This is a genomic window from Rothia endophytica (assembly GCF_039543885.1).
In the GTDB taxonomy this organism is placed as follows: Bacteria; Actinomycetota; Actinomycetes; order Actinomycetales; family Micrococcaceae; genus Rothia; species Rothia endophytica.
Map to the genome: position 1 here is coordinate 156,330 of NZ_BAABKP010000002.1, position 15,351 is coordinate 171,680.

The 15,351-nt window shown below is 56.6% G+C and carries 13 protein-coding genes; 8 read left to right on the forward strand and 5 right to left on the reverse strand.

Annotated elements, in window-relative coordinates; all coding sequences use genetic code 11:
- Positions 1 to 10 precede the first annotated feature (10 nt).
- From ABD982_RS07200 to ABD982_RS07215, 4 genes are all read right to left on the reverse strand, one after another.
- Positions 11 to 1,093 (reverse strand): PP2C family protein-serine/threonine phosphatase, encoded by a 1,083-nt coding sequence (locus ABD982_RS07200; protein ID WP_345446043.1) that lies wholly within the window; start codon positions 1,091 to 1,093, stop codon positions 11 to 13.
- On the reverse strand, positions 1,090 to 2,211 hold the full coding sequence (locus tag ABD982_RS07205; protein WP_345446045.1) for an adenylate/guanylate cyclase domain-containing protein: 1,122 nt from the start codon (positions 2,209 to 2,211) through the stop codon (positions 1,090 to 1,092). The genes ABD982_RS07200 and ABD982_RS07205 overlap by 4 nt, the downstream gene beginning before the upstream one ends.
- Positions 2,212 to 2,392: 181 nt before the next feature.
- A complete protein-coding gene (locus ABD982_RS07210) occupies positions 2,393 to 2,890 on the reverse strand; it encodes a PH domain-containing protein (protein ID WP_345446047.1) in 498 nt (165 codons plus the stop codon).
- Between the two features lie 54 nt (positions 2,891 to 2,944).
- A complete protein-coding gene (locus ABD982_RS07215; RefSeq protein WP_345446049.1) occupies positions 2,945 to 3,793 on the reverse strand; it encodes a biotin--[acetyl-CoA-carboxylase] ligase in 849 nt (282 codons plus the stop codon).
- A 215-nt stretch (positions 3,794 to 4,008) separates the two neighbouring features.
- Between ABD982_RS07215 and ABD982_RS07220 the strand changes: the two genes are divergently transcribed.
- The 4 genes from ABD982_RS07220 (at position 4,009) to ABD982_RS07235 (ending at position 8,226) form a co-directional block, all read left to right on the forward strand.
- On the forward strand, positions 4,009 to 4,293 hold the full coding sequence (locus ABD982_RS07220) for a YciI family protein (RefSeq protein WP_345446051.1): 285 nt from the start codon (positions 4,009 to 4,011) through the stop codon (positions 4,291 to 4,293).
- A 198-nt stretch (positions 4,294 to 4,491) separates the two neighbouring features.
- Complete coding sequence (locus tag ABD982_RS07225; protein WP_251380739.1) at positions 4,492 to 6,105, forward strand: acyl-CoA carboxylase subunit beta; 1,614 nt, start codon at positions 4,492 to 4,494, stop codon at positions 6,103 to 6,105.
- 13 nt (positions 6,106 to 6,118) lie between these two features.
- On the forward strand, positions 6,119 to 6,445 hold the full coding sequence (locus tag ABD982_RS07230; protein ID WP_345446055.1) for an acyl-CoA carboxylase epsilon subunit: 327 nt from the start codon (positions 6,119 to 6,121) through the stop codon (positions 6,443 to 6,445).
- Positions 6,446 to 6,522: 77 nt separating this feature from the next.
- Positions 6,523 to 8,226, forward strand: a complete 1,704-nt coding sequence (locus ABD982_RS07235; RefSeq protein WP_345446057.1) for a DUF885 domain-containing protein — start codon at positions 6,523 to 6,525, stop codon at positions 8,224 to 8,226.
- 113 nt (positions 8,227 to 8,339) lie between these two features.
- On the opposite strand, the gene ABD982_RS07240 is transcribed toward ABD982_RS07235, so the two are convergent.
- Positions 8,340 to 9,389 (reverse strand): Gfo/Idh/MocA family protein, encoded by a 1,050-nt coding sequence (locus tag ABD982_RS07240; protein WP_345446059.1) that lies wholly within the window; start codon positions 9,387 to 9,389, stop codon positions 8,340 to 8,342.
- Positions 9,390 to 9,533: 144 nt separating this feature from the next.
- On the opposite strand from ABD982_RS07240, the gene exaC reads away from it, so the two are divergent.
- The 4 genes from exaC to ABD982_RS07260 all read left to right on the forward strand — a co-directional run bounded on the left by exaC (position 9,534) and on the right by ABD982_RS07260 (position 15,328).
- The gene (gene exaC, locus ABD982_RS07245; protein WP_345446061.1) at positions 9,534 to 11,057 is read left to right on the forward strand and encodes an acetaldehyde dehydrogenase ExaC; all 1,524 of its coding nucleotides are present in this window, start codon (positions 9,534 to 9,536) and stop codon (positions 11,055 to 11,057) included.
- A gap of 120 nt (positions 11,058 to 11,177) precedes the next feature.
- Positions 11,178 to 11,846: a Maf family protein gene (locus tag ABD982_RS07250; RefSeq protein ID WP_345446063.1), complete on the forward strand. Its 669-nt coding sequence runs from the start codon at positions 11,178 to 11,180 to the stop codon at positions 11,844 to 11,846.
- A gap of 103 nt (positions 11,847 to 11,949) precedes the next feature.
- Positions 11,950 to 13,764, forward strand: coding sequence for an acetyl/propionyl/methylcrotonyl-CoA carboxylase subunit alpha (locus ABD982_RS07255; RefSeq protein ID WP_345446065.1), 1,815 nt, complete (start codon positions 11,950 to 11,952; stop codon positions 13,762 to 13,764).
- A 169-nt stretch (positions 13,765 to 13,933) separates the two neighbouring features.
- A complete protein-coding gene (locus ABD982_RS07260) occupies positions 13,934 to 15,328 on the forward strand; it encodes an MFS transporter (RefSeq protein WP_345446067.1) in 1,395 nt (464 codons plus the stop codon).
- The last annotated feature ends 23 nt before the right edge of the window (positions 15,329 to 15,351 follow it).

Sequence of the window (15,351 nt, forward strand, 5' to 3'; positions counted from 1 at the left end):
AGAAAAGGTGCTAGCCGTTAATACCGCGGTGCAGTTCGCGTTCGGGGTGGAACTGTTCCTCTTCGGTATCAGTGGTGTGCTCATAGTCGAATTCTTCGATACGGGCGGCAATCTTGTGGGCATCGGTGTGGGTCAGCTCCTTGAGCTCTTCAGCCCTGACCTTGGCATCACTTTCGGTGATGGCATCTGCCACCACCACGGTGATATTGTCCCTACCTCCTGCGCGCAGGGCTGCCATCTGTAGCACATCCGCAGCGTCCTGAGGGTGCTCAACGGTCGCTAGAACACGCGCCATATAGTTGTGGGAAAGCTCGCCGGACAAACCATCTGAGCACATCATGAGGCGGTCACCCGGCTTAGCCGGAATAACCCAAAAGTCAGGTTCCCAATAGTTGCCGGTACCCAGAGCACGGGTGATGACGTTGCGGCGAGGGTGGGTCAGCGCCTCTAGTGCGGTAATCTGACCGGTATCTACTAGATACTGCACCTCAGAGTGATCAACCGTGACTTGCTCCAACCGAAGACCCTCAATGGGGCCATTAGAGATTGATAGAGCTTCCTCGGTCTCTACGTCTTCACTCCGAAGCAACCGGTAGGTGCGCGAGTCGCCAACGTTAAAGATGAACCACATCTGCTGCTCACCAATATGAGTTAGCCAGGCACCGGTCAACGTGGTGCCGGCACGCAGGCCCAAAGTATTTTTGATGGCTTCATCAGCCTCAGAGATAACGCCCTTGATGTTCTCGATAGTTTTAAGAATCTGCTGGTTGAGCACCGAGGTGTCCTTGCGGCGGCGCAAGCGACGATTAGTTTGAGGCTCCTCAGTTTTCTGCTGAATTTCAGCCTCTAAAGCCTGCTGAAATTCGGTTTCCTCTTCTTCTGTCATACCCCCGGGGCGGGTAAACATTTGAGAGTAAGCCAGGGTGCGAGTGCACAGACGTGAGGCGACCTCACCAGCTTCGTGCCCACCCATACCGTCTGCCACGACGCAGAGGGTACCTGCAACAGTCAGTGAGTCTTCATTGTTGTCCCTGTGCTGCCCAACGTCAGTGGCGGTGCCAGTGTAAACAGTCAGGCGTTCTGCCGTGCTCATTCGAATTCAATCTCCAGTTCGTTACCAATTCCCGGGGTGATGGCCACGGGCCTGACGTTGCCAAAGCCGCGCACGTTACGCACGCCCTGCGGAATCAGCACAAATCGTTCATCGCCCTCTAACGCATCAGCCGTTGAGCTGTCGGTGAGCACGACGCCGGGTTCGGTGAGAGCCACGAGCCGTGACGCCAGGTTGACGGTGGGGCCGTAAATATCACCGAGGCGGGGAAGCACCCGCCCCCACACAAAGGCCACGCGAGCTTCGGGCAGCTGTGAATCTTCACTTATTAGTTTAGATAGGGTCAGCGCAATGCGTGCTCCGTCCTCGGGTGACTCTACCAGGTACATGACCTCGTCCCCCACCGTTTTAATAATGCGGCCGCCACCTACTGCGATGACCTCTGCGCACCGTTGCTCAAAATGCTTGACCAAACGCGCTAAAGATTTCTCGTTCATCTCACGAGATAGGGAGGTGTAGGAAACTAGGTCAACAAAGCCCACGCCTCGGGCAAGCGGTAAAGCAGTTTCAGATAAATCAGCATCGTCCTGTTCATCGCGCAGAGCTAGACGCAGGATTGCAGAGTTCATCATGCGGCGGTAGCCGTAGACGGTGATGAGTTCTAAATCGTCGAGAAGTTTAGGGAGGAGGTGGAGTAACTCGGCTCGAGCTTCCGCATCAGTAATTCCCCGGTTAATGACCATATCTTCAACCAGAGTTTCCACCTGCCAGACCACCATGCGGTCCATCATCTGACCAACGGATCGTGTAATTGAAAGGGAGGCGTCCTCAGTGAGCTTGCCTTCGCGCACCATATTGCTAATGGTGGTCAGAGCTTCACTGTCCATATGCGTGAAAAAGGCATCGTCGTCTTTAAGGTTGGGGATACCCAACGAACGCCAGATTTTACGCGCCGTCAGGAGCGATACGTCAGCTTCAGCAGCGACTTCGGCGCGGGTGAGACTGCGGTTATCGCCCAGCAAAGCCCGCTCAAGCTCCAAAACACCCTCTCGGGCTTCGTCGCTGCGGTAAAGCTGACCCTGCACCCGGTGCCTGCGGCGCTTGCTCCTGTAGCGTTCGGTACCGGCTTCAGAGCCGATGCCGTTTGCTGGCTTCTCCACGGAGTCTCTCGCTTTCGCTGTCTCTGGTGTTTGCGGTTATCAGACGGGCACCGGTGGGTGACGGTCTACATCCAGAATACTCTTTTGTGAGCTGGACTACGACTGGTCGCAGTCTGTGGCGCATTCTTCCATCTTAACCCTGCCCACATCTCATTTCTCAATTTTTAAGAAAAGCTAGGCATCAGTTGCCCTGGGGGCGACCCTTACCAATAGCAAGCACATTCATCTGCGCCTGCCTTATTTCGTGCGAGAAACGGGCAGCATCGGGCACGGCCTTCAAAATATACTGTTGCCCTCTTACCCGCACTACTATGGGCGCGGCATCCACTATTCCCATCAGTGTAAGCCGTTTCAGGTTAGCACCCTCAATGATCTCAAGGGGAATTGATACGTCGGTAGAAGATTTCATACCGGTACGCACTAAAAGGCGGTGGCTGGTGAGAACATAGCTGGTTAACCACCAGCGCAGTCCACTCTTAACAGCCCGGTAAAGCAGTCCAAGTGCCAGCGCGAGCGCTAAATAACTGATCCAGCGGGAATCAGTTCCAAGCGCTGAGGAAAAGCTCCACGCCACCATCGATCCCAGTGCCCAACCAAGGGGGCGCAAAAGTAGCACCCCGTGGGACCGGGTTGCCGCTAGAGCATATTCGCCAGGGATGAGCTCACCTCTAATTTTCATCGTTGTAGAGTGTAGTGCTTAAACCTGAATGTTTGCTTCAGGCAACCAGGGAGACTAGGAGCCATAGCCTTCGGGTCGCACGTGCACGACATCCCCCACCGTAAACTGGCGTTCTTCACCGTTTTCAGCCCGGACTACCAACTCTCCGGTGTCAGCGATATCAACACCAACCCCGCGGAAGGTCTCATCGCCCGGCAGATGAATGGTGAGATGGGCACCAATGGTGCTGAGAGCACCGCGCAGGCGCTCCAACAGGCTGGCACCGCCAAAGGGCTGTGATGCGTCAAACCCGCCTGACGCAAACTCGCGGTAGTAATACTCAAACCGGGTCGCTAAAGAAGTAAGCACCTGCTCCAGGTCAGCTAGCTGACCGCTCTCTACCAAGGTGCTGGTTGAAGTGGGGACCGGCAGCTGCTCAGCGGTCATATTGAGATTGAGCCCCACCCCCACAATTACCGAGATATCGCCCTCAGGTTCTAGTACTAGCTGCGCCAGGATGCCACATACCTTACGGTTACCTAACAGCACATCGTTGGGCCACTTAATGCTGGGAACCAGGCTAAATTCCTGCATCAGTGCGTCGCGGACTGAAAGTGCGGCTAGGGAGGTTAGCCAGTGGTACTGATCGGGGGCGATGTGCACACGGGGGTTGGCGTGAGGACGCACCACAAAAGTTGTCGCCAAGCTGGATCCCGGAGGTGCTGACCAGACCCGGTCCAACCGCCCGTGCCCGGCGTTTTGGTCCCCGGTTGAGATGACGGACAGCTCGCCCCAGCTGCGCCGAGCCACAGCATCCCCCATCAGTACGGCCCGCCCGTAGTCGTTAGTTGAGCCGATGCTCTCAAGAATTTCTACCCGGTCGAAGCCGGGTAGGTCAACAGCGCTGGGGTCAAGCTGAGTCATGGTTACCTTTCTTTAATCTGCCTCTTAATACTAGCGGCGAGCCTGTGAGGTGAGATACTGGGGGGAGCAATTCAGTTCAGCAGTCTTGCACAACAATGATGTACGGAAACCCGATGGGGTATCCTTGCGCCAAACGGTGCAAAGACACCCCACGGGTCCCAGTAACACAGCAGGACTTCTTGAATCTAGTCTCACAATATTTTAGGGAGCAACCTATGACCACCTACGCTGTTGAATATTCCTATGGGCCTGCCAATCTTCAGACGCTGCACCGCCCAGCCCACCGCGAGTACCTAGCCAAACTTCATAAAGAAGGCAACCTGCACGCCGCAGGCGCCTACCCCGATGGGGAGCCTTTTGGTGCTCTGCTCATTTTTGTTGCCGATAACAAGGAACACCTGGACGCTCTCATTGCGGCTGACCCCATGAGCACCGGCGGCGTTCTCACCGGCTACAAGGTGCGCGAATGGAACGCAGTCATTGGCAAGGTAGGTCAGTAGCTTTCCTTACCCACACGTATTTGGTGGACACACCCGAAACCAGCTTCGGGTGCGTCCACCAAACATTTACCCCTCTTATTTAGAGAAAACACCCCAAAATTCCTAAAAAAATTTACCCTCGGCTCAGGCGACGACTATAGTTGATACGAATGCCCTGACCAGGGGCACCTAGACACACCAAGAGCGTGAAGAGGCACCATGAGCGAGAATCTCACCGAGCAGGCTGACAACGGGCCAGATCTTTCAACAACCGCAGGAAAGATTGAGGATTTTTATGCCCGCCGGGAGCAGACTCTCGCTCCTACCGGCCAGGCTCCGATTGATCGTCAGCATGAGCGCGGTAAGCAGACCGCCCGTGAGCGTGTTGAGATGTTGCTTGATGAAGGTTCTTTTGTTGAGTTTGATGCTCTGGCGCGCCACCGCACCACAGCGTTTGGTATGGATAAGAAGCGCCCTCTAGGCGATGGCTTGGTTTCAGGCTACGGCACGATTGACGGACGCCTGGTGGCTGTTTATTCTCAGGACTTCACGGTTTACGGCGGATCACTGTCCCAGGTCAACGGCGAGAAGATCGTTAAGGTGCAGAAGTTCGCACTCCAGAACGGTTGCCCGGTCATTGGTATCAATGACGGTGGTGGTGCCCGCATCCAGGAAGGTGTGGCGTCCCTAGCCATGTTCGCTGATATCTTCCGCATGAATGTGCGCGCTTCAGGTGTCATTCCGCAGATTTCTGTGATTATGGGCCCCTCAGCTGGCGGTGCAGCCTACTCCCCCGCTTTGACGGACTATATCGTGATGGTTGATAAGACCAGTCACATGTTTATCACGGGACCGGATGTCATTAAGACCGTAACCGGCGAAGAGATTGATATGGAGACACTGGGTGGGGCGCGCCAGCACAATGCGGTCACCGGTACCTCCACTTACCTGGCAGAGGATGAAGAGGACGCTTTCGATTTCGTGCGCGAGCTCATCGAATTTTTGCCCTCCAACAACCTGGCGGTCAATCTGCCCCTAGACCATGACCAGGACCCCGAACCGACCGTAGATGACCTTGAGTTGGATCAGCTGATTCCCGACTCAGCCAACCAACCCTACGACATGCGCTCGGTGATTGAGGCGGTTGTGGATGACGGGCACTTCCTGGAAATGCAGGCGCTCTACGCCCCTAACGTCATGATCGGTTACGCCCGTGTTGAGGGTAAGACCGTTGGTATCGTGGCTAACCAGCCTATGCAGTTCGCTGGCACCCTTGATATCAACGCGTCCGAGAAGGCTGCCCGTTTTGTACGCAACTGCGATGCCTTCAACATTCCTATTCTGACCTTTGTGGACGTACCGGGTTTCTTGCCAGGTACCGACCAGGAGTTCAACGGCATCATCCGCCGCGGTGCTAAGCTGCTCTATGCCTACGCTGAGGCTACTGTTCCCCTGGTTACTGTCATTACCCGTAAGGCCTACGGCGGTGCTTACATTGTGATGGGCTCCAAGAAGCTGGGCGCAGACATTAACCTTGCCTGGCCCACCGCTCAAATCGGTGTGATGGGCGCTCAGGGCGCGGTAAACATTCTCTACCGTCGTGAGCTTGCCGCCCTTGCCGAAGAAGGTGGGGACGTCGAGGCCCGCCGTGCTGAGCTCATCACCAAGTATGAAGAAGAGCTGCTCAACCCCTACCAGGCAGCTGAGCTGGGCTATATTGACGAGGTCATCGCTCCGTCAGAGACCCGTGTGCGCATCGTCAGCGCCCTGCGTGCCTTGAACGATAAGCGGGCAGCAAGCCCGGCCAAAAAGCATGGCAATATTCCTCTGTAAAGGCTAATTCTCTATGGCAACCCCCAACCCCCTCTCGCTCTTGGGCTTCGGTAAGAAACCGGCAGCAGCACCCACCCCTGTAACCGCGCAGGATGACGCTAGCCAGGCCGGCAGCATAACTGCCCCTTCGGAGGCTCCCCTGCTGAGCGTGGTCAAAGGCAACCCCACCGACGAGGAGCTGGCAGCTCTAACCGCAGTGGTGGCAGCTTCTGCCGCGCAAGCAGAGCAGAATAGGGAAACTGCACTGGAGCACTGGCAGCGCCGCTTGAACACCACCCAGCAGCTAGGCGCCCGTCTGCGACCAGGTCCGGGCTCCTGGAAGCGGGCACGGCCCCAGTAGTTCAATTTTTCAAAAAGGGTCTTCACTCCGGCAAAGGTGAAGGCCCTTTTCTGCATCTGAACTGTAATATAAGTCTCATGACTATTCACCCAGATTTACCCGCTATTTTCACCACCAACCGCACACAAACTCGCGTCGATGAAATTGCCAATGCCTACTACGAAAAGTGTTTGGAGCTAGACCCCGCCAGCGCTACCCTAGAAGGGCGCAAAGGCAGGGAAACCGAGTACGCTGACTTCTCCCCCGCCGGCACCGCTGCCAATATCGCTGTTATCCGTGAAACCCTTGAACAGTTGAATCAGGCAGAAATCACCGATGACATCGATAAAGTCACCGTCGACGCCATGCAGGAGCGTCTGGGCCTAGAACTTGAGCTTCATGAGGCTGGGCTGGGAACCTGGGAAATCAATAACCTAGCCTCCCCCATTCAGGGTATCCGTTCAGTCTTTGACCTCATGAACCGCAATAATGAAGAAGACTGGGGCTTTATTGCAGGTCGCCTACACAACGTCGCTTCTGCGCTCGAAGGCTATATCGAGAGCCTCGAAGAAGCACACACCCGCGGCTGCGTAGCCGCTGTGCGTCAGGTCGACACAGCCATCGAGCAGGTCACCGCCTACATCGCTGACGGCGGTTTCTTTGACGCCCTAGCCGCTGAAGTTGCCGAAGCAGCTCCCACCCACGCCGACCATGCCAAGGAGGGCGCGGCATCCGCCAAGGCAGGCTACGGCAAGCTGCTGACCTATCTGCAAGAAACCCTGCGCCCGGCAGCGCCCCAAGAAGACGCTGTAGGACATAAGCGTTACTCCCTCTACTCCCGCCAGTTCGTGGGTACTACCCTAGATTTAGAAGAAACCTACGCCTGGGGCATTGAAGAGCTAGACCACATCATCGCAGCCCAGCAGGAAGTAGCAGAAGAGATTAAGCCCGGTGCCAGTATCGAAGAGGCCAAGGCAGCACTGGATGCTGACCCCGCCCGCACTTTGCACGGCACCGATGAACTCCAAGCCTGGATGCAGAAGCTCTCCGACGAAGCTCTGGATTTTCTCTCTAAAGAACACTTCACCATCGAAGGGCCCCTGCGAAATCTCGAGTGCATGATCGCCCCCACCCAAGAAGGCGGCATCTACTACACCGGCCCGTCAGCCGACTTCGAGAGAGCCGGTCGCATGTGGTGGTCAGTCCCCGAAGGCGAAGACACCTTCGGCACCTGGCGCGAAGTCTCCACTGTCTACCACGAAGGCACCCCCGGCCACCACCTACAGATAGCCACCGCAACCGCCATGGCAGAATCCCTCAATAACTGGCGCGCCTCAGCCTGCTGGGTCTCAGGCCACGGCGAAGGCTGGGCTCTCTATGCCGAACGCCTCATGGACGAACTCGGCTATCTGGCAGACCCCGGCGACCGCATGGGTATGCTGGACGCCCAGCGCCTGCGCGCTGCACGCGTCGTCTTTGACATCGGTCTGCACTGCGGCTTCGAAATCCCCCAGCGCTGGGTTGAGGAACTCGGCATTGAACCCGGTATCTGGGACGCCGACCGCGGCTACCGCTTCTTGGAGGCCAACCTGGACATGTCAGACGGCCAGCGCCGTTTTGAATTCCTGCGCTACCTGGGATGGCCCGGCCAGGCTCCCTCTTATAAGGTAGGCGAGCGCCTCTGGTTACAGCTGCGTGAGGATGCCCGCGCCGCCGGTGTCTCAGATAGGGACTTCCACACCCGCGCCCTCATGCTCGGTTCTGTTGGCCTAGACACCCTCAAGCGAGCACTAGGTTATTAGACTGAGTATTTAGCTCATGAGCGGGCACCCTGTCTGTTAGTACCCTTAAACGCTAGCCCCGAGCCAGCTAACAGACAAGGTGCCCGCTCTTCGCGAGGACATCAGCCCCCGGGTTAGGGCTTTTCAGAGCTATCAATTTCCCCACTAAATACGATGCCCGCCTGGTAGCGCGCCTCGGTGCAGATGCGGTTGACGATGCGCGACAGCTGAGTTAGGTAGCGGTAGTTGTCCCTCTGTTGCGCGGTGAGGTTGCCTTGCCTCTGAGCTGCGACCAGCTCCGCAAAGGCAAGAGCTTCATAGCGCATCAGCTGGCTCAACGGTGCACCGGGTTTCTCTGCTTCAAAGAGGGGCTGCCCTTCGCCTGTCTTTACCCTGTCGATTCCCTGCACCGCATTCAGTAACAAGCCCGAGCGTCCTGCCCTAATCTCGTTGGGCAGGCGGGAGACCTGGTTTTTAGAGAAAGATAGCTCAGCGGTAAAGCCGGGGTAGATCAGCAACAGGACGCCGGCAGCATCCACCCCGGTTGGCGCCAGCTGGGCTCTGTATGAAATAGCCTGCGGCTCCCCAAACCAGGCTACCGCTGCATAGACCGTGTAAATTCCCAGGTCAACCAGGGCACCGCCGCCGTGACGCAGCGAGAAAATGTTGGGTTCCTGGCCTGCCAACACAGCGTCCCAACGGGAAGAATACTGGTGAAAGTTCAGGCTGGCACCTGTCACCTCTCGCCCGCTTGACTTCTGTTCATCCACCCACTTCCCAACTGTTTCGAAGCCGGGCTCAAAAAGATGCCGCGCGGCTTCAAAGACCAAGACCCCGGCTCTTTCAGCAGCACGGTGTACCTCCTGCCATTGCGCGGGGTTCCAGAAAGCTGGCTTTTCCACAATGACATTCACCCCCGCATCGATAGCGGCCAAGGCATGATTCTTATGGAAGGAATTGGGGGAAGCAATATACACCGCATCTAGCGAATGCTCCAGCAACTCGCTTATTTCGGTAGCGATGCCCACCCGGTCTAGATCAGCATCCTGAATAAAAGAACGTGCGGTAGCGCTAGAGCGACTCATCACAGCAACCAGCTCGAAGGCATTCTCAGCTTTGATAGCTGCCACGAACTCCTGGGTTATCATTCCAGTCCCGATGAGACCGAGGCGGGGGCTATTCATATTTCTCCTCCGGGGTAACGCATAGGTGTGCAGCGCGAAGACTGCCTCTTTTCTCAAAATACACCCTTGCCGACTACCTCAGTGAGCGGCTAGACTTCTTGAAACGTGACCCGTGTTACAAACAGTTTCGTCAAAGGAGACCTCATGACTGTCTACGCCTCACCCGGCACCTCAGATTCACTTGCTACCTTCAAGAGCCGTTATGACCACTTCATCGGTGGCGAGTGGGTGGCTCCCGCCGAAGGCCAGTATTTCGAAGACATCTCACCGATCAACGGCAAGCCCTTTACCGAGGTAGCCCGCGGCACCGCCGCTGACATCGATAAGGCACTGGACGCCGGTTGGAAGGCTTTTGAAACCTACGGCAAAACCTCCGTCACCGAACGCTCCAACTTACTGCTCAAACTAGCCCAGGTTATCGAGGACAACCTTGAAGCTATCGCGGTAGCCGAAACCTGGGATAACGGTAAACCGGTGCGCGAAACTCTAGCTGCAGACATTCCCCTGGCAGCAGATCACTTGCGCTACTTTGCAGGAGCCATTCGTGCTCAGGAAGGCCGTCTGTCTCAAATCGATGAGGACACCGTCGCCTACCATTTCCACGAGCCGCTGGGCGTCGTGGGGCAGATTATCCCCTGGAACTTTCCTATCCTCATGGCAATCTGGAAGATTGCACCGGCTCTAGCCACCGGCAACTGCATTGTGCTCAAGCCCGCAGAGCAGACCCCGGCATCCATTCTCTTCCTGGTTGACCTCTGGAAGGACCTACTGCCTCCTGGCGTGCTAAATGTAGTCAATGGCTTTGGTACTGAAGCAGGCGCTGCCCTGTCGGGGAGCAAGCGCATCCGCAAAATTGCCTTCACCGGCGAAACCACTACTGGCTCAATCATTATGAAGGCTGCCGCAGAGAACATCGTCCCCATCACCCTGGAGCTAGGCGGCAAGTCCCCTAACATTTTCTTTGAGGATGTGGCTCGCGAAGAGGACTCCTTCTATTCCAAGGCTCTTGAAGGGTTTGCCTCTTTCGGTCTCAACCAGGGCGAAGTCTGTACCTGCCCCTCCCGCGCCCTGATCCAAAAGCCTATCTATGACTCTTTCCTTGAAGCTGGACTCGAACGAGTCAAGGCCATGAAGCAGGGCAACCCCCTGGATACCGAAACTATGGTGGGCGCCCAGGCATCCAAGGAACAGTGGGACAAAATCACTGGCTATCTTAAAATCGGAAAGGATGAAGGCGCGGACGTCCTGATCGGTGGTGAAGCCTGCGAACTGGGCGGAGATCTAGCGGGTGGCTACTACATTCAGCCCACCGTTTTCGCGGGTAATAATGATATGCGCATCTTCCAGGAAGAGATTTTCGGCCCCGTCCTAGCTACCACCAGCTTCACCGATTTTGACGAAGCTATGCGCATCGCCAACGACACCGATTTCGGTCTGGGTGCCGGAGTTTGGAGCCGCGACCAGTTCATCTCCTACCGCGCGGGGCGAACCATTCAGGCAGGGCGTGTCTGGGTCAATAACTACCATAACTACCCAGCTCACTCAGCTTTCGGTGGCTATAAGAAGAGTGGCATCGGCCGCGAGAACCACCTGATGATGCTGGATCACTACCAGCAGACCAAGAATATGCTGGTGTCCTACTCAGACCAGCCCATGGGTCTCTTCTAAGCCCCGCTTCACTTAGACCCCGCGCCATCCTTCTTACCCCCTGCATATCAGGCAGGATGCTGAGGGATGGTGCGGGGTTTAAGCAACCACAAAAGCTGGCTATTCAATACACTTAGAGCTATGCATAATATCCCCGCCCAACAGCCCCGCTTCGTACTGGCTTCTCAGTCTCCCGCTCGTAAGAAACTTCTTGAGGACGCGGGCATTAGTTTTGAGGTTCTTGTCAGTGATGTTGATGAGGACGCCGTTCTGGCAGCAGCACAGGAAGATGCCTACGCTAAGGGGCTCGGTGATATCTCCCCGGCACAGACTGCCCTTTTACTGGCTCAGGCTAAAGCCCGCGCTGTTGCATCCCTACCCCAGTGCGCGGGGGCAATCGTCCTTGGGTGTGATTCTGTCTTTGAACTTGAGGGGCGGCCCTACGGCAAACCCGGCAGTGCAGAAGTGGCACTAGAGCGAATAACCGCGATGAGCGGAAAATCTGGGGTTCTGCATACCGGCCACTGGTTGATTGATCACCGCGGGCAGCAGCCGGTAGAAACCAGTGAGTTACGTAGCGCCACTGTGCACTTTGATCACTTCACCCAGGCTGAGGCAGAAAGCTACGTGGCGACCGGTGAGCCACTCTGGGTAGCTGGCTCCTTTACTATCGACGGTTTTGGGTCAGCTTTTATCAAGGGTATTGAGGGAGAATTTCACACCATCGTCGGTCTCTCGGTACATGCCCTCCGCACGATGCTCACCACGTTCGGTGTTTCAATCAGCGACATTTGGAAAAATTCGCGATAAATTTCAAGATGCGGTTAAATTTTTCTAAACGCCACCTAAAATGAGCCGTTGCGCCATCAACTAGACGCCTTGACGTGGCGCAATACTTCCCAAGGAGCTTTGAGTGACTGAAACTATCGATGCTGGACAGAATTTCACCCCGGTGACCGGGCGCCACACCGGCCCAGTCACCAAGGTTCTAATCGCTAACCGCGGTGAGATTGCGGTACGCATTATTCGTGCTGCTCAAGATGAGGGCATCGCGACGGTGGCAGTTTACGCTGAACCCGACCGCGAAGCTCAGCATGCTCAACTTGCCGATGAAGCCTATGCCCTGGGTGGCTCAACTGCTGCTGAATCCTACCTGGTAATGGACAAGCTCCTTGAAGTTGCTCAGCGCTCAGGCGCCGATGCTGTACACCCAGGCTACGGCTTCCTCTCTGAAAACGCCCAGTTCGCCCAGCAGGTCATCGACACTGGCCTCACCTGGATCGGCCCCTCCCCCGCCTCTATCAACCGGCTGGGTGATAAAGTAGCAGCCCGCCATATCGCCGAGAAGGTAGGCGCTCCCCTGGTTCCCGGCACCAAAGACCCGGTCACCAGCCCCCAAGAAGTTGAAGCCTTTGCCGACGAATTCGGTCTCCCCGTAGCAATTAAGGCAGCTTTCGGCGGCGGCGGACGCGGCATCAAGGTGGCTCGCGAGCGCGAGGGCATCGGCGAGCTTTATGAGTCAGCGGTACGTGAGGCCATCGCAGCTTTTGGCCGCGGCGAATGCTTCATTGAGCGCTTCCTCGATTCCCCCCGTCACGTCGAGACCCAGTGCCTGGCTGATGCCCACGGCAACGTTGTGGTGGTTTCTACCCGCGACTGTTCCCTGCAGCGCCGCAATCAGAAGCTAGTTGAAGAAGCCCCTGCCCCCTTCCTCACCGAAGAACAGAATCAGCGCCTCTATGATGCGTCCAAGGCTATCCTCAAAGAGGCTGGCTACCAGGGCGCAGGCACCTGCGAGTTCCTGGTTGGTACCGACGGCACCATCAGCTTCCTTGAGGTTAACACCCGTCTACAGGTAGAGCACCCTGTTTCTGAAGAGGTCACCGGCCTCGACCTGGTGCGTGAACAGTTCCGCATTGCCCGTGGCGAAGAAATCAACCCTACCGACCCCGGGGTGCGCGGGCACAGCTTTGAGTTCCGCATCAACGGTGAGGACGCCGGCCGCAGCTTCATGCCTTCCCCCGGTACCATCGAAAAACTGATAGTGCCGCAGGGCCCCGGCGTCCGCTGGGATTCCGGTGTGGTTTCTGGTGATACTATCGGCGGCAACTTTGACTCCATGCTAGCTAAGCTGATTGTGACCGGTGATAGCCGTGAGCAGGCTCTCGCTCGTGCCTCCAGGGCACTGGCGGAGCTTAAGATTGAGGGCCTGCCCACCGTAGCTAACTTCCATGCCACCGTCATTAAAGACCCGGCTTTTGCACCTGCTGATGGGCAGCCCTTTAGTGTGCATACCCGCTGGATTGAGACTGAATTCAATAACACCTTACCCGCCTACAACGGAGCCCTGGGCGTACTTGATGACGGAGATGAGCGTCAGAAGGTGACCGTTGAGGTGGGTGGCAAGCGACTTGAGGTCACGCTTCCCGCATTCGGAGGTTCAGCGGTATCTAAACCCGCAGCAGCTAAGGCACGCAAGTCACGCTCAACCCGTGGTGGTACCACAGTGGCCAACAGCAATGAGCTGACCAGCCCCATGCAGGGGACCATCGTGAAGGTAGCCGTCAAGGAGGGCGCCAAGGTAGCAGAGGGCGATCTCATCGTAGTTCTTGAAGCCATGAAGATGGAACAGCCTATCACCGCTCACAAGGCTGGCAAGGTCAATGGACTGAAGCTCAAGCAGGGTGAGACCGTCTCTGCCGGGGCAGTCATCGCCACCATTCGCTAAATTTTTATCCGAGCGCCGGGATGCAACTTACAGCTGCGTCCCGGCGCTTTTTTACCCCAGACAACGTCTTAGAATATGAAATCCGGTTTCATATAGCAGTCAGGCAGTTTACAGTGAGTTTCTGTTACACCACATATCACCGTGTCAGCGGTATATACAGGAGCTTTCCGTGACCACTTCACCCGCATCAACGGCCGCGTCGGCCAGCGATATCACCATACCCCGCAGCCGCGTCATCATGGCATCGCTGATCGGCACCACCATCGAATTCTATGATTTCTACATCTACGCCACCGCAGCCGTGGCAGTGTTCCCAGCACTCTTCTTTACCGGTGAAGATGACACTGCCAAGCTTCTTGCATCGATGGCGACCTTTGGGGCTGCTTTCGTTGCCCGCCCCATTGGCTCCGTAATTTTTGGCCACTTTGGCGACAAGGTAGGCCGTAAGGCAACTCTGGTAGGCGCACTGCTCACCATGGGTATTGCTACCTTCCTCATCGGCTTACTCCCCACCTACTACCACATCGGTCTGTGGGCGCCCATCATGCTGACCATCCTGCGCTTTTGCCAGGGTCTGGGTCTGGGTGGCGAGTGGTCCGGCGCGGCTCTTCTCGCCACTGAGTACGCTGAGGAAGGCAAACGCGCCCGAGCTGCCATGTGGCCCCAGCTGGGCGCACCGTTCGGCTTCATCCTCGCCAACGGTTTCATGCTTTTGCTGACTGTAGCGATGGGTTTCACTTCGGTCGCTACCGGTGACGGCCTGGACCACAACTTCTTAGTCTGGGGCTGGCGCGTTCCCTTTATCGCCTCCGTCATCATGGTGGCTGTGGGTCTTTACGTTCGCTTCAAGCTAGAAGAGACTCCCGTCTTCAAGCAGGCGGTGGCTAAGGACGAGAAGGTTAAGACCCCGCTGGTTGAGGCCTTCAAGGTTGCCTGGTGGCCTATGGTTCAAGGTACCTTCATCATGCTGGCAACCTACGTGCTCTTCTACCTGATGACTGCCTGGATTCTTTCCTTTGGCATCGGCGCAGCTGAGAAGGGTGGACTGGGTATCCCCTACCGCAGCTTCCTCGTTATTCAGCTCATCACCATCCTCTTCTTTGCAGCTATGGTTCCTGTCTCGGGATGGCTAGCGGATAAGTACGGTCGACGCTCATCGCAGCTCGTCATCACCGCCTGCATTATCGCCTTCGGCCTCTGCTTTGGCCTGCTCATGAACCCCGAGGTGGTGGGCACCGGCGCTGAAGCTAACACCAGCCGCATCGTGCTCTTTATGGCAATCGGTATGACGCTCATGGGCCTGACCTTTGGCTCCATGTCGGCCTACCTGCCCGAGCTCTTCCCCACGAACGTCCGCTACACCGCATCGGGCATCTCCTATAACGTAGCCTCAATTTTGGGTGCTGCACTGACCCCTTATGCAGCGGTTTGGCTGAATGCTAACGGCGGTGTGGGTGCTGTAGGCCTTTACCTGGCAGGTGCTGGGGTTCTCACTTTCATCTTCATGGCAATCACTCACGAAACCCGTGATGTTGATCTTTCCACCATGGCCCGCACCAAGTAAATCACTCACTACAAAAAAGTCCA

What these genes read in the sequence shown, in the direction of transcription:
- ABD982_RS07220 (WP_345446051.1), top strand. Translation starts at nt 4,009, where the DNA reads ATGACCACCTACGCTGTTGAATATTCCTATGGGCCTGCCAATCTTCAG.
- exaC (WP_345446061.1), top strand. Translation starts at nt 9,534, where the DNA reads ATGACTGTCTACGCCTCACCCGGCACCTCAGATTCACTTGCTACCTTC.
- ABD982_RS07225 (WP_251380739.1), top strand. Translation starts at nt 4,492, where the DNA reads ATGAGCGAGAATCTCACCGAGCAGGCTGACAACGGGCCAGATCTTTCA.
- ABD982_RS07215 (WP_345446049.1), bottom strand. Translation starts at nt 3,793, where the DNA reads ATGACTCAGCTTGACCCCAGCGCTGTTGACCTACCCGGCTTCGACCGG.
- ABD982_RS07250 (WP_345446063.1), top strand. Translation starts at nt 11,178, where the DNA reads ATGCATAATATCCCCGCCCAACAGCCCCGCTTCGTACTGGCTTCTCAG.
- ABD982_RS07210 (WP_345446047.1), bottom strand. Translation starts at nt 2,890, where the DNA reads ATGAAAATTAGAGGTGAGCTCATCCCTGGCGAATATGCTCTAGCGGCA.
- ABD982_RS07230 (WP_345446055.1), top strand. Translation starts at nt 6,119, where the DNA reads ATGGCAACCCCCAACCCCCTCTCGCTCTTGGGCTTCGGTAAGAAACCG.
- ABD982_RS07200 (WP_345446043.1), bottom strand. Translation starts at nt 1,093, where the DNA reads ATGAGCACGGCAGAACGCCTGACTGTTTACACTGGCACCGCCACTGAC.
- ABD982_RS07235 (WP_345446057.1), top strand. Translation starts at nt 6,523, where the DNA reads ATGACTATTCACCCAGATTTACCCGCTATTTTCACCACCAACCGCACA.
- ABD982_RS07240 (WP_345446059.1), bottom strand. Translation starts at nt 9,389, where the DNA reads ATGAATAGCCCCCGCCTCGGTCTCATCGGGACTGGAATGATAACCCAG.